General features: G+C 70.3%; 19 protein-coding genes and 1 tRNA gene. 7 read left to right on the top strand and 13 right to left on the bottom strand.

The features are described 5' to 3' along the window. Positions 1–9 precede the first annotated feature (9 nt). From JX005_RS05100 to JX005_RS05080, 5 genes are all read right to left on the bottom strand, one after another. Entirely contained in the window at positions 10–327 is a 318-nt protein-coding gene (locus tag JX005_RS05100) for an Rv3654c family TadE-like protein (protein WP_214466338.1), read from the bottom strand. After that, positions 327–668: a TadE family type IV pilus minor pilin gene (locus JX005_RS05095; protein ID WP_214466337.1), complete on the bottom strand. Its 342-nt coding sequence runs from the start codon at positions 666–668 to the stop codon at positions 327–329. Before JX005_RS05095 ends, JX005_RS05100 begins: the two co-directional genes overlap by 1 nt. Further along, entirely contained in the window at positions 665–871 is a 207-nt protein-coding gene (locus JX005_RS05090; RefSeq protein WP_214466336.1) for a DUF4244 domain-containing protein, read from the bottom strand. Before JX005_RS05090 ends, JX005_RS05095 begins: the two co-directional genes overlap by 4 nt. A gap of 63 nt (positions 872–934) precedes the next feature. Beyond that, entirely contained in the window at positions 935–1,888 is a 954-nt protein-coding gene (locus JX005_RS05085; protein WP_307858497.1) for a type II secretion system F family protein, read from the bottom strand. Then, entirely contained in the window at positions 1,873–2,958 is a 1,086-nt protein-coding gene (locus JX005_RS05080; RefSeq protein ID WP_214466335.1) for a TadA family conjugal transfer-associated ATPase, read from the bottom strand. The genes JX005_RS05085 and JX005_RS05080 overlap by 16 nt, the downstream gene beginning before the upstream one ends. Positions 2,959–3,367: 409 nt before the next feature. Between JX005_RS05080 and acs the strand changes: the two genes are divergently transcribed. After that, positions 3,368–5,332 (top strand): acetate--CoA ligase, encoded by a 1,965-nt coding sequence (gene acs / locus JX005_RS05075; protein WP_214466334.1) that lies wholly within the window; start codon positions 3,368–3,370, stop codon positions 5,330–5,332. A 135-nt stretch (positions 5,333–5,467) separates the two neighbouring features. Here the strand turns inward: acs and JX005_RS05070 are convergent, their stop codons facing one another. Continuing rightward, positions 5,468–5,980 (bottom strand): RidA family protein, encoded by a 513-nt coding sequence (locus JX005_RS05070; protein WP_246533619.1) that lies wholly within the window; start codon positions 5,978–5,980, stop codon positions 5,468–5,470. After that, complete coding sequence (gene sp36, locus JX005_RS05065; RefSeq protein WP_214466332.1) at positions 5,940–6,155, bottom strand: Sp36 family protein; 216 nt, start codon at positions 6,153–6,155, stop codon at positions 5,940–5,942. The genes JX005_RS05070 and sp36 overlap by 41 nt, the downstream gene beginning before the upstream one ends. 111 nt (positions 6,156–6,266) lie before the next feature. Between sp36 and JX005_RS05060 the strand changes: the two genes are divergently transcribed. From JX005_RS05060 to JX005_RS05040, 5 genes are all read left to right on the top strand, one after another. Next, positions 6,267–9,065, top strand: coding sequence for a transglycosylase domain-containing protein (locus JX005_RS05060; protein WP_214466331.1), 2,799 nt, complete (start codon positions 6,267–6,269; stop codon positions 9,063–9,065). Between the two features lie 5 nt (positions 9,066–9,070). After that, on the top strand, positions 9,071–10,006 hold the full coding sequence (locus JX005_RS05055) for a metallophosphoesterase (protein WP_214466674.1): 936 nt from the start codon (positions 9,071–9,073) through the stop codon (positions 10,004–10,006). A 123-nt stretch (positions 10,007–10,129) separates the two neighbouring features. After that, positions 10,130–12,085, top strand: a complete 1,956-nt coding sequence (locus tag JX005_RS05050; protein ID WP_214466330.1) for a hypothetical protein — start codon at positions 10,130–10,132, stop codon at positions 12,083–12,085. Between the two features lie 18 nt (positions 12,086–12,103). Beyond that, positions 12,104–12,177: transfer RNA gene (locus JX005_RS05045), tRNA-Pro, on the top strand. 61 nt (positions 12,178–12,238) lie between these two features. Then, entirely contained in the window at positions 12,239–13,021 is a 783-nt protein-coding gene (locus JX005_RS05040) for an HAD-IIB family hydrolase (protein WP_214466329.1), read from the top strand. A 9-nt stretch (positions 13,022–13,030) separates the two neighbouring features. On the opposite strand, the gene JX005_RS05035 is transcribed toward JX005_RS05040, so the two are convergent. Together JX005_RS05035 and JX005_RS05030 are read right to left on the bottom strand one after the other, a co-directional pair. Then, the gene (locus JX005_RS05035) at positions 13,031–14,374 is read right to left on the bottom strand and encodes an alpha-hydroxy acid oxidase (protein WP_214466328.1); all 1,344 of its coding nucleotides are present in this window, start codon (positions 14,372–14,374) and stop codon (positions 13,031–13,033) included. A 35-nt stretch (positions 14,375–14,409) separates the two neighbouring features. Beyond that, entirely contained in the window at positions 14,410–15,123 is a 714-nt protein-coding gene (locus JX005_RS05030) for a FadR/GntR family transcriptional regulator (RefSeq protein ID WP_214466327.1), read from the bottom strand. Positions 15,124–15,184: 61 nt separating this feature from the next. On the opposite strand from JX005_RS05030, the gene JX005_RS05025 reads away from it, so the two are divergent. After that, entirely contained in the window at positions 15,185–16,036 is an 852-nt protein-coding gene (locus JX005_RS05025; protein WP_214466326.1) for a DUF1295 domain-containing protein, read from the top strand. Between the two features lie 21 nt (positions 16,037–16,057). On the opposite strand, the gene galE is transcribed toward JX005_RS05025, so the two are convergent. Genes galE through JX005_RS05005 form a run of 4 tightly spaced genes read right to left on the bottom strand, consistent with a single transcriptional unit; the run spans position 16,058 to position 21,385 of the window. After that, positions 16,058–17,077 (bottom strand): UDP-glucose 4-epimerase GalE, encoded by a 1,020-nt coding sequence (galE, locus tag JX005_RS05020; RefSeq protein ID WP_214466325.1) that lies wholly within the window; start codon positions 17,075–17,077, stop codon positions 16,058–16,060. Between the two features lie 20 nt (positions 17,078–17,097). Then, positions 17,098–17,757 carry a thymidine kinase gene (locus tag JX005_RS05015; protein WP_214466324.1) on the bottom strand — a complete coding sequence of 220 codons (660 nt, stop codon included), beginning with the start codon at positions 17,755–17,757 and terminating at the stop codon, positions 17,098–17,100. An 18-nt stretch (positions 17,758–17,775) separates the two neighbouring features. After that, complete coding sequence (locus tag JX005_RS05010; RefSeq protein WP_214466323.1) at positions 17,776–19,815, bottom strand: DUF2207 family protein; 2,040 nt, start codon at positions 19,813–19,815, stop codon at positions 17,776–17,778. A 49-nt stretch (positions 19,816–19,864) separates the two neighbouring features. Continuing rightward, complete coding sequence (locus JX005_RS05005) at positions 19,865–21,385, bottom strand: malate:quinone oxidoreductase (RefSeq protein WP_372447318.1); 1,521 nt, start codon at positions 21,383–21,385, stop codon at positions 19,865–19,867. Positions 21,386–21,463 lie beyond the last annotated feature (78 nt).

Genomic DNA, 21,463 nt, shown 5'->3' with positions numbered 1-21,463 from the left:
GAGCCGGCCTCATGACGGTGGGCCTGCGCGTGCCGACGCCGTCGCCGGGAGGATGCCGAACCGGGCCGACACGGTCACGGTGGCCACCAGCTCGTCAAGCTCGCAGGCCTCCAGCGCGACGCCCGCGACCGCGGCGATCTCGGCGGCGCGCTCGCATGGGACGCCTGTGACGGCACCGGACGCGGCATCGGCGGCGGCGAGCGCTGCGGCGTCGGCGGCACCCGCGAGCCGCTGCCCGAGGACCGACGCCGACCCGACCGTCGCGAGCCCCACGGTGAGCACCGCCGCGGCGCCGATCAGGCCGACGGTCAACGTCGAACCGGGCATCAGAGGCCTCCTGCGAGCGCACAGCTCGTCGCGGTCAGGGCGAACGGAAGCGGAAGCGCCGCCGCCACGGTGCCGGTCACGCACACCAGGTCGCCGCGCGGCTCGACCGAGGCGACAGCGCCGGGCGCGACGGAGGCGACGACGGCACCGACCCGACCGGCGGGCTCGCCTCGGGCGGCCAGACGGGCGGCGTCGGCCACCGCATCCTGGAGTCGCACCTGCCGCGCACCGGCGGCCAGCACGCCGACACCGACGATGAGCACGACGATCAGCGCCGGTAGAGCCACCGCGAACTCGGCGACGACCGACCCGCGGTCGTCGCCGAGCCTGCGGCGGATCACGCGACCGTGAGGGCGCGGCGGATGAGATCGGTGAGGATGCCGCGCACCTCGTCGCTGCGCATGATCACCACCAGCAGCCCGGCGAACGCCACGGCCGCCATGGTGGCGATCGCGTACTCGGCCGTCGCGGCGCCGGTATCGTCGGCGTGGGTGTCGGCGAAGAGCTTCGCCGCACGGCGGGCGGTCAGAAGGGGAAGGGTCATCGGGTTCTCCTGTCGGGTGTGTTCGGTGTGTCGTGGGCACGGTCGGGGATGCCGGTGCAGGCATCAGAACGTGAGCGGCATCGTGGACATGACGCTGAGGAGCATCGGCGCGACGCCGAGAAGCAGGAATGCGGGCAGTGTGCAGACTCCGAGCGGAAGGAGGAGGCGCGACGACAGCCGGGCGGCCCGCAGGCGTCCGTCGATCCGCGCCCGGTGTCGCGCGAGCGCCGCCGTCGCGCGCAGCAGCTCCACGGCGGGCACACCGGCCGAACGCGACAGCGCGAGCACGGCGCCGGTGGAGGCATCCGCTCTCTCTCCACCGGCGCCGGCGACGATCGCCGTCGCCCGCTCGATCGAGACGCCGCCGCTCAGCGCGATCGCCAGCAGCTCGGCGTCGAGGCCGGGGACGCCGCTCTCGACGCGGGCCTGGCGCACGAGGTGAGCGCTCCACCGCTGCGCCGCGATGATGAGGATCACGCCGCCGACCAGGCATGCGACGCCGAGCGGCCGGCCCACGAGGATTCCGAGCGTGTCGAACCCGAGCGCGGCTCCGAGGGCGACCGCCACGATCGGGAGCCACCCCATGAGCCGTGCGGTGCCCGCCGGCTCGGCGAGCGCGACGCGCACATCGTCGGCCGCCTCCTGCGCGTCGCGCAGCGCCGTGGCGAGCCCGCGCAGGCTCTCCGCGAGCGGAGCGCCGACGGTGGTGGCGACCCGCCATGCCGCACCGACGTCGGGCCACGGGTCGCGGCCGGCCTCATGTCGCCGGAGACGACGCCGGGGAGCGGGAGCGGCGACGCTCGCGATGGCGTCGGCCAGCGGCATCCGCTCCCCCAGCGCTTCCGCGACGCGGACCGCAGCGGCATCGCCCGCCTCGGCGAGGTGCTCCCACGCGCGAGCCGGCGAGAGACCCGCCTGCAACAGCACCGCGAGCCGCAGCACCGTCTCGGCGGCGGCCGACGCGACCGACGGACCGGGCCGGACCTTCTCGGCCGCGCCGGTCACCGTGCGTCCCACGCGAGCTCCTCGATCGTCAGCCGGCCCGTCGCCGGGTCGACGCGCGGACGGCCGATCCCGCCGAGCCGACGCCTGCCCTCCGCGCGCTCGACGTGCAGGACGAAGCCGATCGCGCTCGCCACCTGCCGCGCCACCGCGTGGTCGTCGAGTCCGGCGAGGGCTCCGAGCGCCTCCAGTCGCGCGGGCACATCGTGGAGTCCGTTGGCGTGGAGCGTGCCCGCACCGCCGTCGTGGCCGGTGTTGAGCGCGGACAGCAGCTCGCGCACCTCGTCTCCGCGGCACTCGCCCACGACGAGGCGGTCGGGCCGCATCCGCAGCGCCTCGCGCACCAGGCGTGCCAGCCCGATCGCCCCCGCTCCCTCCAGGTTGGCCTGCCGCGCCTCGAGCCTGACGTGGTGAGGATGGTCGATCCGCAGCTCGGCGACGTCCTCGATCGTGACGATCCGCTCGTGAGGAGGCGCCTCGCTCAGCAGGCTCGCCAGCAGCGTGGTCTTGCCGGCGCCCGCCGCTCCCGTGATCAGGATGTTCTCGCGCTGAGCGATCAGGTCGTCGAGGCCGGCGCGCGCCTCGTCGCCGAACATGCCGCCGGCGTGGAGGTCGTCGAGACTCGGCCGATCGAGCCTCGGCACCCGGATCGAGATGGCCGTGCCTTGAGCGGCGACCGGCGGAAGCACGGCGTGGATCCGAACGCCCCCGTCGAGCCGGACGTCGACGCACGGGGTCGCGTCGTCGATGTGCCGCCCGCCGAGCCCGATGAGCGCGACCGCCAGCTCGCGCACGTTCTCTTCGCTCGCGTGCCACGCGGGCTCGCGCTTCGGCCCCGAGCCCCGGTCGACGAAGAGGCCGGCCGCGCCGTTGACGAACAGGTCGGTCACGTCGGGATCGTCGAGGTACTCGGCGAGCGGTTCGAGCGACGGATGCCGCGGCCTCACCCGCGCGCGGACCGCCGGCGCAGCCGGGATCCACGGCGCGCTCGGCTCGAGAACACGTGCCGGCGCCACCGCCGACCGCACGGGGCCATCGCTCACGAACGGAGCGGTCCGCGGGCGGACGACGAAGGGCTCGGGCATGCGATCGAAGCTACGAGCGCCCGCCGTACCGGCGGCGTCCGGACGGTCGTTCTGGGAAGCGCGCGGAGGATCGCCGACCTGGGGAGGAGGGGCGGCGCACAAGCTCCCGGAAAAACAGGGGCGGCATCCCATGGGGGGAATGGGATGCCGCCACGTGCGACACACCACTTCGGGGGGTGATTTGGGTGCCGCAATGCCAGAATCGATGTTCGGCCGCTGGACAGCATATGCGAGGAAGGGGTCCTCGCAAAACACTTCATGAGAGCCTTCTCACTCATATATCGGTCGAGTCGAAGAATTCGGCTCACCTACTAACGGGGGTAGTCACCCGGGAAACCCGGAACTACATTTCTCGACAGACTCGCCGGAGCACCGGCACTCGCCCACCCGCCGCAAAGGAGCGCGCTCAATGAGCAGCCAGATCGATCACCTGCTGAACGAGGACCGCCGATTCGCGCCGTCCGAGCGATTCGCCGCCGAGGCGGTCGCCACCGCCGACCTGTACGCGCGCGCCGCCGCCGATCGCGAGGGCTTCTGGGCGGACCAGGCGCGCGACCTCCACTGGCACACGCCCTTCACGCGCGTGCTCGACTGGTCCAATCCGCCGTTCGCCGAGTGGTTCCCCGACGGCGAGCTCAACGTCGCCTACAACTGCCTCGACCGCCACGTCGAGGCGGGCAACGGCGACCGTGTCGCGCTGCTGTGGGAGGGCGAGCCCGGCGACGACCGGCGCGTCACCTACGCCGAGCTCACCGACGAGGTGAAGCGGCTGGCGAACGTGCTCGAAGGGCTCGGCATCGGGCACGGCGACCGCGTCGCCATCTACATGCCGATGATCCCCGAGGCCGTCGCCGCGATGCTCGCCGTGGCGCGCATCGGCGCGATCCACTCCGTCGTCTTCGGCGGGTTCTCGGCCGACAGCCTGCGTGCGCGCATCGACGACGCCGGGGCGAAGCTCGTCATCACCGCCGACGGCGGCTACCGCAAGGGCAAGGTGTCGGCACTCAAGCCCGCCGTCGACCTCGCCCTCGGCGACCGCGGACAGGGTGCGCAGGAGACCGTCGAGCACGTGCTCGTCGTCAAGCGCGGCGGCAACGACGTCGAGTGGACCGAGGGCCGCGACCTCTGGTGGCACGACGTCGTGGCCCAGGCATCCGTCGATCACGAGGCGAAGCCGTTCCCCTCCGAGAACCCGCTCTTCATCCTCTACACCTCCGGCACGACCGGAAAGCCCAAGGGCATCCTCCACACGTCAGGCGGCTACCTGACGCAGGCGGCGTTCACCAACAAGGTCGTGCACGACATCCACCCCGAGACCGACGTGTTCTGGTGCACCGCCGACATCGGCTGGGTCACCGGTCACACGTACGTCACCTATGGCCCGCTCGCCAACGGCGCGACCCAGGTCATGTACGAGGGCACGCCCGACAGCCCGCACCCGGGTCGCTGGTGGGAGATCGTGCAGAAGTACGGCGTCAGCATCCTCTACACCGCCCCCACCGCCATCCGCTCCTTCATGAAGATCGGGCGCGCGGTCCCCAAGCAGTTCGACCTCTCGTCGCTGCGTCTGCTCGGCTCGGTGGGTGAGCCCATCAACCCCGAGGCATGGATGTGGTACCGCAAGATCATCGGCGGCAAGACCACGCCGATCGTCGACACGTGGTGGCAGACCGAGACCGGCGCGATGATGATCTCGGCCCTCCCGGGCGTGACCGAGACGAAGCCGGGCGCGGCTCAGGTGCCCCTGCCGGGCATCTCGGTCGACGTCGTCGACGAGGACGGTTCGCACGTGGGCAACGGGAACGGCGGGCTGCTCGTCATCACCGAACCATGGCCGGCGATGCTGCGCGGCATCTGGGGCGACCCGGAGCGGTTCGTCGAGACCTACTGGGAGAAGTTCCAGAAGCAGGGCTACTACTTCGCCGGGGACGGCGCACGCCTCGACGACGACGGCGACGTGTGGCTCCTCGGCCGCGTCGACGACGTCATGAACGTGTCGGGCCACCGGCTGTCGACCACCGAGATCGAGTCGGCGCTGGTCGGCAACGAGGCGGTCGCCGAGGCCGCCGTCGTGGGCGCGTCGGACGATACGACCGGCCAGGCCGTCGTCGCATTCGTCATCATCAAGCAGTCCTACCTCGACGAGCACACGGTCGAGGGCCTCGGACAGACCCTGCGCGCGTGGGTCGGCGAGCAGATCGGGCCGATCGCCCGGCCGCGCGACGTCTACATCGTGGGCGAGCTGCCCAAGACCCGCTCGGGCAAGATCATGCGCCGCCTGCTGCGCGACGTCGCCGAGGGCCGGGAGGTCGGCGACACCACGACGCTGGCCGACACCGCCGTGATGAGCGTCATCTCCGCCCAGGTCCGGTAGCCCGGCCCTCCCGGCCCGCCCCCATCCTTCCGCGAGACTGCAACGGTGCACCGAGACAGCAGCCAGTAGGCGCGGTCTCGGTGCACCGTTGCGGTTTCGCGAGGAGTGGTGGGGCCGATGAGGACCGGGGCAGGGTCAGGCGAAGGAGAAGACGACCTCGACCTCGACCGGAGCGTCGAGCGGCAGAACGGGCACGCCCACGGCCGAGCGCGCATGGCGGCCGGCGTCGCCGAAGACGTCGCCGAGCACCTCGCTCGCGCCGTTGATGACGCCCGGCTGCCCGGTGAACTCGGGGACGGATGCCACGAACCCGGTGACCTTCACGACCCCGGTGAGCCTGTCCACCCCGCCGACGGCCGCGGCGGCTGCGGCGATCGCGTTCAGGGCGCACTGGCGCGCGTACTCCTTGGCGTCGGCCGCCGGGACGAGCCCGCTGCCCTCCCCCACCTTGCCGGTCGCGGGCAGCGCGCCCGAGACCATCGGCAGCTGGCCGGCGGTGAAGACGAGGTCGCCGTGCGCCTTGGCGGGCACGTAGGCGGCGACCGGCGGGACGACATCGGGCAGCGAGATGCCCAGGTCTGCGAGCTTCTGCGAGACGGTCACCGGGTCAGTTCCCCTCGAACTGCTGGGATGCCTGGGCCGCGGCATCCAGTCCGGCATTCGCCACTCCACCGCCGCTGGGGCGCTTGAGATAGGCCACCAGCCCACCCTCGGGACCCGGCACGACCTGCACGAGTTCCCAGCCCTGCTTGCCCCAGTTGTTGAGGATCGCGGCGGTGTTGTGGATCAGAAGGGGCGTGGTGAGATACTCCCACGTCGTCATCGCGGCTCCTCGAGTCGGCGAGCGGAATCGGGCTGGTGAAGACTGGGAAACACCCGCGTGGGCGCACGTCCGTCAGGGAATCGCCCAGGTAATTCCCTTACGATCAACCCTATGCCTGATACCAAACGAACGGCTAGCGGTGTGCTCGGTGGGATCACCGGCCTCGTAGGCCTCAGCGCAGTCGCGGGTGTTCTCGTCGCCGCCACGGTGACCCCCGCCATCGCGCTGTCTGGTGCCGCTGCGACCAGCGCCATCACGATGTTCGACAACCTGCCCAGCGTCCTCGAGATCGACGATCTGATGCTGCCGAGCAACTTCTACGCCACCGACTCCGACTCGGGCAAGCCGGTGCTGCTGGCGAAGTTCCTCGAGCAGGACCGCACGCCGGTGAAGTACGACCAGATCTCCCCTGTCATGTACGACGCGCTGCTGTCCAGTGAGGACCCGCGCTACTTCCAGCACGGCGGCGTCGACCTGATCGGAACCACCCGAGCGATCCTCTCCAACGCCCAGGGAGGCGGCGAGACCCAGGGTGGCTCGACCGTCAGCCAGCAGTACGTGAAGAACGTCCTCATCCAGAAGTGCGAGCAGAACGCCGACGTCGAGTACGAGGTCGACGAGAAGGGCGAGCCCGTCCTCGACGAGGCGGGCCAGAAGATCGTCGCCGTCACGCGCGACGAAGCCCTGCAGCAGTGCTGGCAGGATGCCACGACGGCAGAGGGCGACGAGGGCTACATGCGCAAGCTCCAGGAGATGCGCTACGCCATCGCCCTCGAGCAGAAGTACTCGAAGGAGGAGATCCTCCTCGGCTACTTCAACATCGCCAACTTCGGCGGCACCACTTACGGCATCGAGGCCGCGGCGCGCTACTACTTCGGCACGACGGCGGCGAAGCTCACGGTCGCCCAGGCGGCCACGCTCGCCGGCATGGTGCAGAACCCCAACAACTACCGCATCGACAAGCCCGGCGGGTCGATCTTCGGAGCCGACGGCACCGCGTTCAACAAGGCGCCGGACGGCGTCATCGACGAGGGCGCCAACATCCGGGTGCTCGACTCGCTCGTGCAGTCCGGCGAGATCACCGAAGAGCAGCGACTGGCGGCGGCCGACGGCTACACCTCGACGAAGGTGCGCCAGCTCTACGTGCTGAGCCGCATGTTCGACGACGGCAAGATCACCCGGGAGCAGTATGTCGAGGCCGCTGCGTGGCCCATCACGCCGGCGATCAATCCGGCCAAGACCGGCTGCCGGTCGGCCGGCGGCGCGGCGTACTTCTGCCAGTACGTCAAGTACGTCATCCTCAACGACCCCGCCTTCGGCGAGACGCCCGAGGAGCGCCAGGAGACGCTGTCGCGCGGTGGTCTGAACGTCTACACGACTCTTGACTCGCGCATCCAGAAGGCCGCCGAGAGCGCGATGACCGATGTCGCGCCCACGTCGGTCGACATGCCGACCGGGAAGACTGTGCCCTCCAAGGGCCGCTTCGGATCGACAGCTGTCAGCGTTGAGGCGACGACAGGGCGCATCCTCGCGATCGCGCAGAACACGAAATTCAACGAGGACGCGTCCGCGGCAGGCGACCCGAACTTCTCGTCGCTCGTCTTCGCCGGTGACAAGAAGTTCGGCAACTCCGGCGGCTTCCCGGCGGGATCGACGTTCAAGCTGTTCACGCTGATCGACTGGCTCGAGAAGGGCCACTCCGTCAACGAGACCCTCAATGGCCGCGTGCGACTCTTCAAGAACCTCACGGTGTGCGGCGAGACATGGACGAACCCGACCGACAAGCCGACCAAGAACTTCGGCGGCAACGGCGGGTACTACGGCACCCCCACTCGCTTCACCGCGGACTCGCTCAACACGGGGTTCTTCGCCATGGCAGAGAAGCTCGACCTGTGCGACATCCAGAAGGTCGCAACGCGCATGGGAGTCACTCAGCCGAACGGCGAAGAGGTCGTGATGGACAACCTCAACTCCGTCATCGGCACGAACGCGGTGTCGCCACTCGCGATGGCCAGCGCCTACGCGACCGTGGCCAACAACGGTGTCTACTGCCAGCCGCAGGCGATCGACCGTGTCACCGATGCCGACGGGAACGACCTGCCGAAGCCGGAGCGGAAGTGCACGCCGGTGCTCGAGCCCAAGGTCGCCGCCACCGCTGCCTACGCCCTGAAGGGCGTCATGGACGGCGGCACGGGCAACCAGGGGAACCCGTACGACGGCACGCCCCTCATCGGCAAAACTGGAACGCACGAAGAGATCCAGACGTGGATGGTCGAATCGAGCACCAAGGTCGCCACCGTGGCCTGGGTCGGCAACGCCGACGGAGGCGGTGACGTCTTCAACTCCTACAACCAGCACGGGAGGGCTCTCTACCAGGTCCGCTACGAGATCGCCAGGCGCGTGCAGGCGGCGGCGAATGCCGCGTACGGCGGGGGTCCGTTCGCCCAGGCGGACAGCGAGCTGACGAAGTTCATCCTCACCGATCTGCCCAACGTGGTCGGGCTCTCCGTCGAACAGGCCAGGGCCGAGCTTGAGGGCCGCGGGTTCGATGTCATCGTCGGTCCAGCCGTGGACTCCGATCAGGCCAAGGACCTTGTCGTCAGTCAGAACCCCGGAGCGGGCAAGGTCGCCGGCGGATCGACCATCACCATCAGCCCGAGCAACGGGCTCGGTCTCACGGTCCCGGACGTTGTCGGCATGGGAGTGGACAGTGCGATCTCGCAACTGCGTCAGGCCGGCTTCGGCAACGTGCAGGTCGGCAAGTGCAAGCCCGACGGCAAGGTCGACAACGAAGGACGCGTGACGAGCACGAGCCCCAAGGGCGGCTCCGTGACCAACCGCAACACCGGGATCACCGTGAACTACGCCTCTCCGGACTGCGGCGGCGGCAACGGCCGCGGAAACGACTAGTGGTCCTGAGCGGCCCACGCACCGCCCTCACCGCGCTCGGCGCGGTGGGGGCGGTCGGCGCGGCGGCGGCGATCTGGGGCATCGCCATCGAGCGGTACCTCTTCACCGTGCGCTTCCACGAAGTGGCGCTTCTGCCCCCGGGCTCCGCTCCCCTGCGCGTGCTGCATCTCTCGGACGCCCACATGGCGCCGTGGCAGCACCGCAAGCAGCGGTGGATGGCCGCGCTGGCTGACCTCGAGCCCGACCTCATCGTGAACACGGGCGACAACATCGGGCATGAGCACGGCCTGCGCGGCCTGCGCGCAGCCTTCGACCCGCTGCGCGGTATTCCGGGCGCGTTCGTGCACGGCTCCAACGACCACATCGCACCCTCGCCCCGCAACCCGTTCAAGTACTTCCTCGGCCCGTCCAAGGGCGGAGCCGAGCAGGCATGGGAGCCGCTCGACACGCAGGCTCTCGACGGCTACCTCACCGATGAGCTCGGCTGGATCGACCTCAACAACGCGGTCGGCACGCTCGAGGTCGCCGGCCGCCGGCTCGACGCGTTCGGAGTCAGTGACGCGCACCGCGGCTGGGACCGCCTCGAGGTGCTGCCCGATCTGATCCAGCAGCTGCGGGGTCAAGACCCCACCGTGCCGATGATCGGCGTCACGCATGCGCCGTACCGTCGCGTGCTCGACGAGTTCGTCGACCTCGGCGCTGACGCGATCTTCGCCGGACACACGCACGGCGGGCAGGTGCGCATTCCGGGCTCTCCCGCGGCACTCGTCGCCAACTGCGACATCCCCCTCCGCCAGGCGCGTGGCCTGAGCCAGTGGACTCGACTCGACCGCTCGGTGCCGCTCAACGTCAGCGCCGGACTCGGTCACTCGATCTACGCGCCCGTGCGATTCGGATGCCGGCCCGAGGCATCCCTCATCACGCTCACCGCCGCCGGCTGACGCTGACCAGCGCCTCCTCCCCAGCGCCCACGCGCGCTCCCGCCGCCACAGTGCGGTGCGACGGCCGTCGATGTTCCCTCGCGATCGAACAGGATCGTCGACGTCTCGAGTAGAGGAGTCGACATGGATCGCTGCGCCCGTGCCCGCTACCGCCCCGCCACGCTCATCGTGGCGATCGTCGCGGCCCTCATCGCTGCGTCCGTGATACTGCCGGCGGCACCTGCCCAGGCGGCCGCGCGCGGCGTGGGCTTCGGCGCGTGGGAACCGGTGTCGGCGTACGGCTGGCACGGCTCGATGCTGGTCGACGGCGTCCACACGTACTGCATCCTTCCCGGCGCGCCCGCGCCGACGGGGCCGACGACCGATCACGGTGTGCGCACCTCGGTGCGCGGGCTCAGCGCGCAGCAGCTCGCGGGGATCAACCTGCTCGTGACGAAGTACGGCCAGACCGGCGACCCGGTGCAGGCCGCGTCGGTGGCGTGGGCGGTGAAGGCGATCGCGGATTGGAATGCCACGCTCCACCACTACGGCTACCGCGGAGACTCGCTCGCCGGCGCCGTGAACTGGACGTTCTCGGCGCTGTCGCCGCGACACAACGCCGCGATCCAGGAGCGCGCCGTCGCTTACTATGACGAGGCCCGCGCGGTGCGGGCGCCCGCCAAGGCCAGCGGCGAACTCATCTTCACGACCGATCCCGACGACCCGTGGACAGGGACGGTGACCGCGCGCACGACGACCGCGGCGACCGGCACGCTGACCCTGAAGGGCGCGGTCTTCGCGAAGACCGGCACCGCGACGCTGAGCGGGGCGGCTTCGGGTGTCGCCTACGCCCTCCGGTCCGCGTCGGGCAAGCCCGGCCGACCGCATACCGTCACCGGATCAGGACGCTTCGAGACCGGCGTGGCGCCCGCCGTGCGCCACTACACGACGTCCGGCGGCCAGGACACCGCCGGCCCGGGAGGCACGTCCTCGTTCACGGTGAGGGGGAAGGATGCCGCGCCCCGCGCCGCCGGCTTCGTGCCGGTGATCACGACCCAGGTGGCGTCCGCGTACTCGGCCGGAGGTCCGTTCGTGGATGAGGTAACGGTGCGCGTGGAGGAGGGCGAGTGGCCGCGCGACGCGCGGGGATCGTACCTGCCACTCCGGGTGTCCGCGACGGTCTACCGCACGCTGAAGGAGCCGACGCCATCGACGAAGGTTCCGGCCGGCGCCGTCAAGGTGGGCGAACTGCAACTCGTCACCGACCGCTCCAGAGGACCCCGGGCGCCCTACCGCGTGGTCTCGGACTGGCGGGCCGACGAGCCCGGGTACTACGTCGCGGTATGGACCATCCGCGCGTCGGCCCAGCCCGATGCGGCCGCATTGCGGCTCCCCCGCGGCTACGCGTGGAAGGAGCGTTTCGGCGTCGCCACCCAGATCACGATGGTGCCGGGCATCTCGTCGCGCGCCCAGGCTGCGGCGATGGCGGGCGAGGCCGTGAGCGACACGATCGTCGTGGACGGCCCGGTACCTTCGGCCGGACTCGACGTCGGGTCCGCGCTCTACCGCGCCGTCGACGGTGTCGCCGCAGCGGACACGTGCGTGGAAGAGCGCCTGGTCTGGTCGTCGCCCTTTCAGCGCGTCACCTTGCCGGGCGAGGTCATAGTGACCGCCCCTGCCGTCGCGGACGCGGGCACCTACTACTGGCAGGAGCGCGCGATCGACAGCAGCGGGGCCGTCGTCCACCTGGGCGTGTGCGGCATCGCGGCGGAGACATCGACCGTCACACCGGCCCCGACGCCGACCCCGACTCCGACGCCCAACCCGGAGCCCACGCCCACGCCCACGCCCGAGCCGACACCCACACCGACGCCCGAGCCCTCCCCGTCGACGACGCTGATCCCGCCCGTGCCCGGCACTCCCCACACCCCTCCTGCCCCGCCCGCGCCGCCGGAGCCGCCCGGACTCGCGAAGACCGGCATACAGCCCAACGCGATCCGCACGATCGCAGGGGCGGGCGTGACCGTCCTCACGCTCGGCGCCACCGCGTTCGCGTATCCTCGACGACGGCGGTTCGGAGCACCCCCCTCCATCGGGTAGACTCGGGGGGTTGCAAAACGGGGTGTGGCGCAGCTTGGTAGCGCGCTTCGTTCGGGACGAAGAGGCCGCAGGTTCAAATCCTGTCACCCCGACCGACAAGAGGCTCCGCCGGAAGGCGGAGCCTCTTCCATGAGTCCAGCAAGGAGAACCGCCGTGACCGAAGGAAGCCCGCCGCTCCTCGTCGCCTTCGACCTCGATGACACCCTGGCCCCCTCCAAGAGCCAGATCGACCCGCGCATCGGCGAACTGCTGGTCGCGCTCGCCGAGCGCGTCGAGGTGGCGATCATCTCGGGCGGTCAGCTCGCGCAGTTCACGACGCAGGTCGTCGACAGGCTGCCGGTTGCCTCGCCCGCCGCTCTCGCGCGGCTCCATCTCCTGCCCACCTGCGGCACGCAGTACTATCGCCTCACCCCCGACGGGGTCACGACGGTGTACGCGCACAGCCTGACCGAAGACCAGAAGCTGCGTGCGCTGGCGGCCGTCGAAGGCGAAGCGCGCCGGCTGGGACTCTGGGAGGCCGAGACCTGGGGCGACATCCTGGAGGACCGCGGGTCGCAGATCACGTTCTCGGCGCTCGGTCAGCGCGCGCCGCTCCACGCCAAGACCGCGTGGGATCCGACCGGCGAGAAGAAGAGCCTCCTGCGCGCGGCCGTGGCCGAGCGCATCCCCGACCTCGAAGTCCGCTCCGGCGGGTCGACGTCGGTCGACATCACCCACCGCGGGATCGACAAGGCCTACGGCATGCGACAGCTGTCCGAGCAGACCGGCATCTCGCTCGACGACATGCTGTTCGTCGGCGACCGCCTCGACCCCGACGGCAACGACTACCCGGTCCTCGCGATGGGCGTCACCTGCCAGGCGGTCGAAGGGTGGGAGGACACTGCGGCGTTCCTCGAAGCGCTGCTCCCCGCGCTTCCCGAGCGCCCCACCGTCTGATCGATCCGCTCAGCTGACCTCGATGTCCGGCGGAGCCGGGTTGGCCTTCGTGCTGCGCGAGGTGCCGGACGTGGCCATGGCGGCCTTGGTGGCCCGCGGCGTGCGCGACGGTGCCCCCGGTGCGGCGACCGGAACGAGCCGCTGCAGCTGCGTGACGTGCTTCGGCTCGAGCTCGTCCAGCGTCGACACGCCCAGGAGCTTCATCGTGCGCTCGATCTCGCTGCGCAGGATCGCGATCGTGCGGTCCACACCCTCGCGCCCGCCCGCCATCAGCCCGTAGAGGTACGCACGCCCGATCAGCGTGAACTTCGCCCCCAGTGCGATCGACGCCACGATGTCGGCGCCGTTCATGATGCCGGTGTCGATCATCACGGTCGCGTCCTGACCGACCTCCTTGACGACCTTCGGCAGCAGGTGAAACGGGATGGGCGCGCGGTCGAGCTGGCGTCCGCCGTGGTTCGACAGGATGATGCCGTCGACCCCGGCGTCGATGAGGCGCACCGAGTCCTCGACGTTCTGCACGCCCTTCACCACGATCTTGCCGGGCCAGATGTCGCGGATCACGGCGAGGTCGTCGTAGCTGATGGTCGGGTCCATCGCGGCATCCAGGAGCTCCCCCACCGTGCCGCCGGTCGTCGACAGCGAGGCGAACTCGAGCTTCGGGGTGGTGAGGAAGTCGTACCACCACCACGGCCGCGGGATCGCATTGATGATCGTGCCCAGCGTGAGCTGCGGCGGGATCGAGAACCCGTTGCGCTTGTCGCGCAGCCGCGCGCCGGCGACAGGGGTGTCGACCGTGAACTGCAGGGTGTCGAATCCGGCGGCGGCTGCCCGCCGGGCCAGCTCGTACGAGATCTCGCGATCGCGCATCACGTACAGCTGGAACCAGTTGCGGCCGTGGGGGTTCGCCTCCTTCACCCCTTCGATCGAGGTCGTGCCGAGCGTCGACAGCGTGAACGGGATACCGGCCGCGCCGGCCGCCGATGCGCCGGCGACCTCGCCCTCGGTCTGCATCAGCCGCGTGAACCCGGTCGGGGCGATGCCGAACGGAAGAGCGCTCGGGCCGCCGAGGATCTGGACGGACGTGTCGACGGCGGGCGCCGGCCGCAGGACGCCGGGATGGAACTCGATGTCCTCGAACGCCTGGCGGGCGCGCGAGAGCGACAGCTCGCCCTCGGCGGCGCCGTCGGTGTAGTCGAACGCGGCCTTGGGCGTGCGGCGCTGGGCGATCCTGCGCAGGTCGGCGATGGTGAGCGCCGACTCGAGGCGGCGCTTGCGTCCGTCGAGCTCGGGCTTCTTGAACTTCATGAGCTCGAGCAGTTCGGCGGGGTTGGGGAGCTGGCGCTGGACCATCGGAAGAGCCTTCTGTCTGAGGGAAAGTTGGCGAGTCAGTCGCTCACGCGGGCCAGGCCTGCTTCGGCGTAGTACCCGGTGATGTGGTCGTGGAGGAGGGTGCCGGCCGCGGCGGCGTCGCCGGCGTCGATCGCATCGAGGATGCGGCGGTGCTCGATCCGCAGGCGGGTGGCCGCGGCATCCCAATCCGAAATCCGAGCCGCACCCGCCTGCACGTACGACTCGATCGCCGTGCGCAGGCCCGCCATCATGGCGGCGATGACGACATTGCCGGATGCCTCGGCCAAGGCCAGGTGCAGCTGGGCGTCGAGCGCGAGGAACTCGGCTGGGGTGAGGTCGGGGGCGTCCATGGCGTCGGCCACGGCGCGCGCGTCGCCCGTGTCGCTGCCCGCGTCGGACGCGAGCGCCTCCACGACGGCCGACTCGAGCACGAGGCGGGTGTGCACGACGTCGTCGAGCGGAAAGCCCTGAGCAGCCACCTGCAGCCGCAGCAGCGCGGACATGCCGCCCTGGGGCGTGGCGATGATGATCGCGCCCGACGAGGGCCCCGACCCGGTCCCGGTGCGGATGAGGCCCATGACCTCGAGCACCCTGAGCGCCTCACGGACGCTCGACCGGCCGACGCCGAGGGTGGCCGCCAGTTCGCGCTCGGGAGGAAGTCGCTCGCCAGGGCGAAGCCGGCCGTCGAGCAGCTCGGTCTCGATGCGCTCGAGCACGAGCTGCCATGCGCGGGTCTCGGCCACACTCACCTCCTATGGTCAGACCACAGTAACTTGTGGTCCGACCACACGCAAGCACTACCCTGAGCCCATGGATCCCCTCCTCCTCGTCGTCATCGTCGCGGGCGTGGCCTGCGCCTTCTGCTGGATCGCGTCTCTCATCACCAAGGACACCTCGTGGGTCGACCGCCTCTGGTCGGTCGTCCCGGTCGTCTACGTCTGGATCTTCGCAATCGCCGGCATCGCCGCGGGGGTCGATGCGGTGCGGCTCGTCGTCATGGCCGTCCTCGTCACCGCGTGGGGTGCGCGCCTCACGTTCAACTTCGCCCGCAAGGGCGGGTACACCGGCATGGAGGACTACCGCTGGGCGATCCTGCGGGGCCGCATGAAGCCGTGGCAGTTCCAGGTCTTCAACCTGTTCTTCATCGTGCTGTACCAGAACGCGCTGCTGGTGCTCATCACGCTTCCCGCGTACATCGCGTTCCTGCACCCGGTTCGGTTCGGAGGGTGGGATGCCGCGTTCTCGGCGCTCTTCGCGGCGTTCCTGGTCGGCGAGTTCATCGCCGACCAGCAGCAGTGGGACTTCCACCGGGCGAAGAAGGCCGCGGGCGGAACGCTCGAACCGGGCTTCCTCACGACGGGCATGTTCGCCTACAGCCGCCACCCCAACTTCTTCTTCGAGCAGGCGCAGTGGTGGGCGTTCTACGCGATCGGAGCGACCGCGGCCGTCTCGGCGGGTCTCGGCGTGTGGGGCGGCGCCCTCAACTGGACGATCGCCGGCGCCGCGCTGCTCACGCTGCTCTTCATCGGGTCGACCATCTTCACCGAGTCCATCACCGCCGCGAAGTACCCAGCGTACGCCGGCTACAAGCGGACCACGTCGATGCTCGTCCCGCTCCCCTCCCGCCGACGCGGCGGGTCGAAGGAGCCGAAGACCGCCTGACGGCGGGGAATGAGCCCCGTCTCAGACGCCCGCGAATCCCTGGGGGTTCTGCGACTGCCACTTCCACGCGTCGCGCGAGGCGTCGTCGATCGTGAGCTTCGCCTTCCAGCCCAGCTCGCGCTCGGCCTTCGACGGATCGCAGTACGTCGCCGTGACGTCACCGGCCCGGCGCTCGAGGAGATCCTTGGGCAGCTCGCGGCCGATCGCCTTCTCGAACGATGCGATCAGCTGGAGCACGCTGACCGGCTCGCCGGTGCCGAGGTTGTAGACGGTGTAGCCCGGCTCGCCCTTCTCGAGGGCGGCGACATGGCCCTCGGCGAGGTCCACCACGTGGATGTAGTCGCGCAGGCCGGTGCCGTCGGGGGTGTCGTAGTCGGTGCCGAACACGCCGACGCGATCGAGCTCGCCGATCGCCACACGCTGGACGTACGGCATGAGGTTGTTCGGGACGCCCTTCGGGTCCTCGCCGATGAGACCGCTCGGGTGGGCGCCGACCGGGTTGAAGTAGCGCAGCACCGTCACGTCGAGGTCGGGATTGACGCGCGCGACGTCCTCGAGCACGACCTCGTTCATGCGCTTGGACTTGCTGTAGGCGTTCGACAGGTCGACGCTCGTCTTCGACTCCTCGGTGAAGGGCAGATCGGCGGGGTCGGAGTACACCGTGCCCGTGCTCGAGAAGAGGAACGAGCGGATGCCGCGCGCCATGCCCACGCGGAGCAGCGCGAACGTCGTGTTGAGGTTGTTGTCGTAGTAGTCGAGCGGCTTCTGCGTCGACTCGCCGACCGCCTTGAACGCAGCCAGGTGCACGATCGCGTCGAAGGGCCCGTGCTCGTCGAAGACGGCGGCGATGGCGCCCTCGTCGGTCGCATCGCCGCTGACCAGCGACACGTCCTTGCCGGTGATGCGGCCGATCCGTTCGGCGACCGCCGCCGAGGCGTTGCTCAGGTCGTCGAGCAGGACCACCTCGTGCCCGGCTTCGAGGAGGGCGACGGCCGTGTGGGCCCCGACGTAGCCGGCGCCGCCGGCGAGAAGTGCACGCATGAAACCAGCCTACGCGGGCGTCAGGAGCCGGCGATGCGGCCGCCGGACTCGCGCAGGTAGCACTCGGCGCACATCGACTCGTAGGTCACCCGATCCGCCGAGAGCTCGTCGATCGCGACCTGGCTGCCGTCGAAGACGAAGCGGCCTCCGACGAGCCGCGCATTGAAGAGCGCCTTTCGGCCGCAGCGGCAGATCGTCTTGAGCTCCTCGAGGCTGTGGGCGAGCTCGAGCAGCCGCCGCGAGCCCGGGAACGCCTGGGTCTGGAAGTCGGTGCGGATGCCGTATGCCAGCACGGGAACCCTGTCGAGCACGACGATGCGCAACAGGTCCTCGACCTGCGTGGGCGTGAGGAACTGTGCTTCGTCGATGAGCAGACACGCCACATCGGGCGCAGCGCCGGTCGCGGCGGACTCCGGGATGAGCGCGTCCTCGGCCTGCGCTCGCACCCGCGCGCGGTGCTCGGCGAAGAGCACCCGCAGGTCGGCGTCAGGGGTGATGAGGAAGTCGACTGTGCGCTTCACGCCGAGCCTGCTGTCGATCTGGTCGGCGCCCTTGGTGTCGATCTCGGGCTTGGCGAGCAGGACGTGCTGCCCGCGCTCTTCGTAGTTGTACGCGGCCTGCAGCAGTGACGTCGACTTGCCGGAGTTCATCGCGCCGTAGCGGAAGTACAGTTTTGCCACCCGGTGAGTCTACGGAAGTCAGCGACCGCCGAACCCGCCGCCGCCACCGCCTCCGCCGGAGAAGCCGCCACCGGACGATCCACCCGACGATGACCAGCTCGACCGCGACGACGAACTGCTTCCGCTGGAGCGGCCGCTCGAGACGGGAGTCGCGGCGAGTCGACCGATCGAGCGCGACGCGTCGGACAGCGCGTTGGACGTCACCGCGTCGAACAGCGGAGCGGAGTCCGTGACGCCCGGCGCGGCGCTGCGGATGACGTCGACCCACTCACGCTCCATGCCGAACAGCACCGCGTAGGGCAGCAGGCGCTCGTAGACGTTCACCACATCGGCGCCCGGCGCGTTCGGCACCTCCCCGAAGGCCCGCACTCCCGCCGACACCAGGTCGGCTGTGCGCGGCGACTGCGCCGCCCGCAGACGCTCCTCCTCCGCCAGGCGGAGGTAGGCGCGGATTCCCTCGAGGTACGTGCGGTGTATCCCGCCGGCGCGGGTGAGCACGGTCGTCGGTGTCGAGATCAGCGGCAGGGCGAAGGAAGCGAAGAAGCCGCTCGCGATCGCGACGATGTACAGCAGGCTGCCTGCCGCCCCGAGGGGTGCCAGCACCTCCCATGATCCGTCGCCGACGAAGATCAGCAGGAGCGACAGGACCATGCCGCTGTACTGCACGGCACCGCGCACCGAGGCGATCCACGACGGCAGTGGCGAGCGGTAGCCGCGCTGAGTGGTGAAGGTGTCGATGCGGCGCACGTAGGTGACCGCGCGGCTCGGCGGCTTGCGCGCGAAGGCGCCCAGATCGAGATCCGCGCCGGGTGCGGCATCCTTCCCGAACAGCGTGTCGACCACACGACGATCGTCGTGCTGCAGCCCGCCGCGATGGACCAGCACCAGGTGGAAGTCCTCGGGCTCGTCGCGCTCCCCCGCCGCACGGATCTCGATCTTGTCGCGCACCGCCAGGTCGACCACGTGCGCGGCGAGAGCCCGCTCGGGCACATCGAGGACGCCGGCCGACAGCGTGACCGACTCGTCCGCGGGCGGGGTGTACTGCACCAGCACCGGTGAGTCGTCGGGATTGCGGCGCGCGGCGGCTCTGACGACCAGGACGAAGACCAGGCCCCCGACTCCGGCCGACAGCGGGAGGACCGGGAGGATCCACTGCCACCACGGGTACGGCGGCGGCGGCGGCGGCGACGGCGCCGCGAACGTGCCCTGCGCGAATCCGAGGGCGAGGGTGACGTTCTCGTGCGGTCCGAGCGACTCGTCACCTGCGGTGAAGACGACGGCCCCGGCATCCCGCACCTCCGGCGTCGGCAGACCCAGCCAGAGCGAGGCGACGGCGGGCCAGGCCGTGTCGGGGGCAGGACCCTCCATCGCACATTGCTCGGTCGACCCGGCAAGACCGGTGTAGCAGAACGCACGGCCCTCGAGCAGACCGGATGCCGCGTCCCCGGCGACGTGGACCCGCGCCCTCACCTCGCCGAAGGGCTGCGCGTGATCGGTGCCGACGGTGTCCCAGTAGAACTCGTCCGCGTCGGTGTCGTCGTAGCGGAGCACGACGTCGCGCTGCAGATAGGTGATCACGTAGGTCTGCGCACCGCGGACGTAGTCGTCATCGCCGGTGAGGACGTAGACCCAGTCCTCGTCGCGCTCGGTCCACCACGGGATGGGTGCCCCGTCGGCGCCCGTCACGTCGAGGACCTGGGTGCTGAGGTCGAGGCCGCTGTCGATGCGGGGCAGAGCCCGCACGATGCCCTTGTTATGGTCGAACTCGGGGAACCGGGCCACGATCGTCTCGGTCGTGACGAGCCGGCTGCCGCCGTCGGCGGCGCGAGCCAGCCAGTAGTCCGCCGAGAAGGAGTCGAAGGTGAAGTCGTCGACGGAGCCCGCCGCCTGGGCGCCGAGGGCCGCCTGGGCACCGCGCTCGGCGCCGCGCCCCGCGAGCGCGGCGGGGTCGCTTCGCGGGTGCGTGACGGCGAGGGCGAGGAGCGCAGCGAGGATCGCGCCGACGACGACGACAGCCAGCGCAGCCGTGCGCCAGGTCAGGCGTTCCCCGAGCCGCATGCTCCCCACGATAGGGCCAGCCGGATCGCGAACCGCGGCGGTGACGCCCCTACGCCGTGAGAGCGAGGGTCTCGGCGGTCTCGCTGAGCACCTCTTCGGCAGCGTCGGGACGCGCGTTCAGCGTGTCGCCGTAGCTCGGGATCAGCTCGCGCAGGCGCGGCTCCCAATCGCCGACCTGCTCCGGGAAGCACGTCTTCAGCAGGCCCAGCATGATCGACACCGCGGTCGAGGCTCCGGGTGAGGCGCCCAGGAGTCCGGCGATCGTGCCGTCGGCGCCGGTGACGACCTCCGTGCCGAACTGCAGGATGCCGCCCTTCTCCGGGTCCTTCTTCATCACCTGCGCACGCTGACCGGCCTGGATGAGCTCCCAGTCCTCGTCCTTGGCGGTCGGCATGAAGGTGCGGAGACTGTCGACCTTCTTGGCGTGGTTCTTCACCAGCTCGCCGACGAGGTAGGTGATGAGCGACGGGTTGTCCCAGGCGACCTTCAGCATCGGGCCGAGGTTGCCCGGGCGCACCTGTCCGACGATGTCGAACAGCGATCCGTTCTTGAGGAACTTCGGGCTGAACGTCGCGAAGGGCCCGAAGAGGAGGGATGCCTCGCCGTCGACGACGCGCGTGTCGAGATGCGGCACCGACATGGGCGGAGCGCCCACCGAGGCCTGCGAGTACACCTTGGCCTTGTGCTGGGCGACCAGGGCGGGATTGGTCGTCTTGAGGAACTGGCCGCCGATCGGGAAGACGCCGTAGCCGGAGATCTCGGGAATGCCCGAGCGCTGCAGCAGCTTGAGCGCCCAGCCGCCCGCACCGACGAAGACGAACTTCGCGCGGATCTCGCCCGGCGTGCGGCCGATCGTGCGGCGGAACTTCACCCGCCACGAGCCGTCGGGGAGGCGCTTGAGGCGACGCGCCTCGGTGTTCGTGCGCACGTCGGCGCCGTTCTCGGCGAGATGATCGAACAGCTGGCGGGTCAGGGCGCCGAAGTCGACGTCGGTGCCGGCGGGCACCCGGGTCGCCGCGAACGGCTCACCTTTGCGGCGCTTCTGCATGAGCAGCGGCGCCCACTTGTTGATGACGCGCGAGTCCTCGCTGTACTCGATGCCGGCGAAGAGCGGCTGCTCGCGGAGCGCCTCGTAGCGCTTCTTGAGGAAGGCGACGTCCTTCTCGCCTCGCACGAACGTCATGTGCGGCGCCGAGTTGATGAATGTCGACGGGGCGTCGAGCACGCCCTCCTCGACGAGGGACGACCAGAACTGCCGGCTCTGCTGGAACTGCTCGTTGATCGAGATGGCCTTCGCGGGGTCGACGGAGCCGTCCTTGCCCTCGGGCGTGTAGTTGAGCTCGCACAGTGCGGCGTGGCCGGTGCCCGCGTTGTTCCAGGCGTTCGAGCTCTCGAGCGCGACGTCGTGGAGCCGCTCGAAGACGGCGATCTTCCACGTCGGCTGCAGCTCCTGCAGCAGGGTGCCGAGCGTCGCGCTCATGATCCCGCCGCCGATGAGCAGGACATCGACGGTGCCGTCGGGCAGGTCGCTGTCGTCGGGGTTGGGCAGGGCGTCGTGCGTTTCGGTCACCCGACGAGTCTAGTTCGGGACGACACCGCCTCCGACCGTGGGCGGCGTCTCATCGTGAAAGAATGCCACTTCTTGCAG

Origin of the sequence: Microbacterium flavescens (assembly GCF_018588945.1) — a bacterium.
Lineage (GTDB): Bacteria > Actinomycetota > Actinomycetes > Actinomycetales > Microbacteriaceae > Microbacterium > Microbacterium flavescens.
This window is presented reverse-complemented; position numbering and strand designations above follow the sequence as displayed.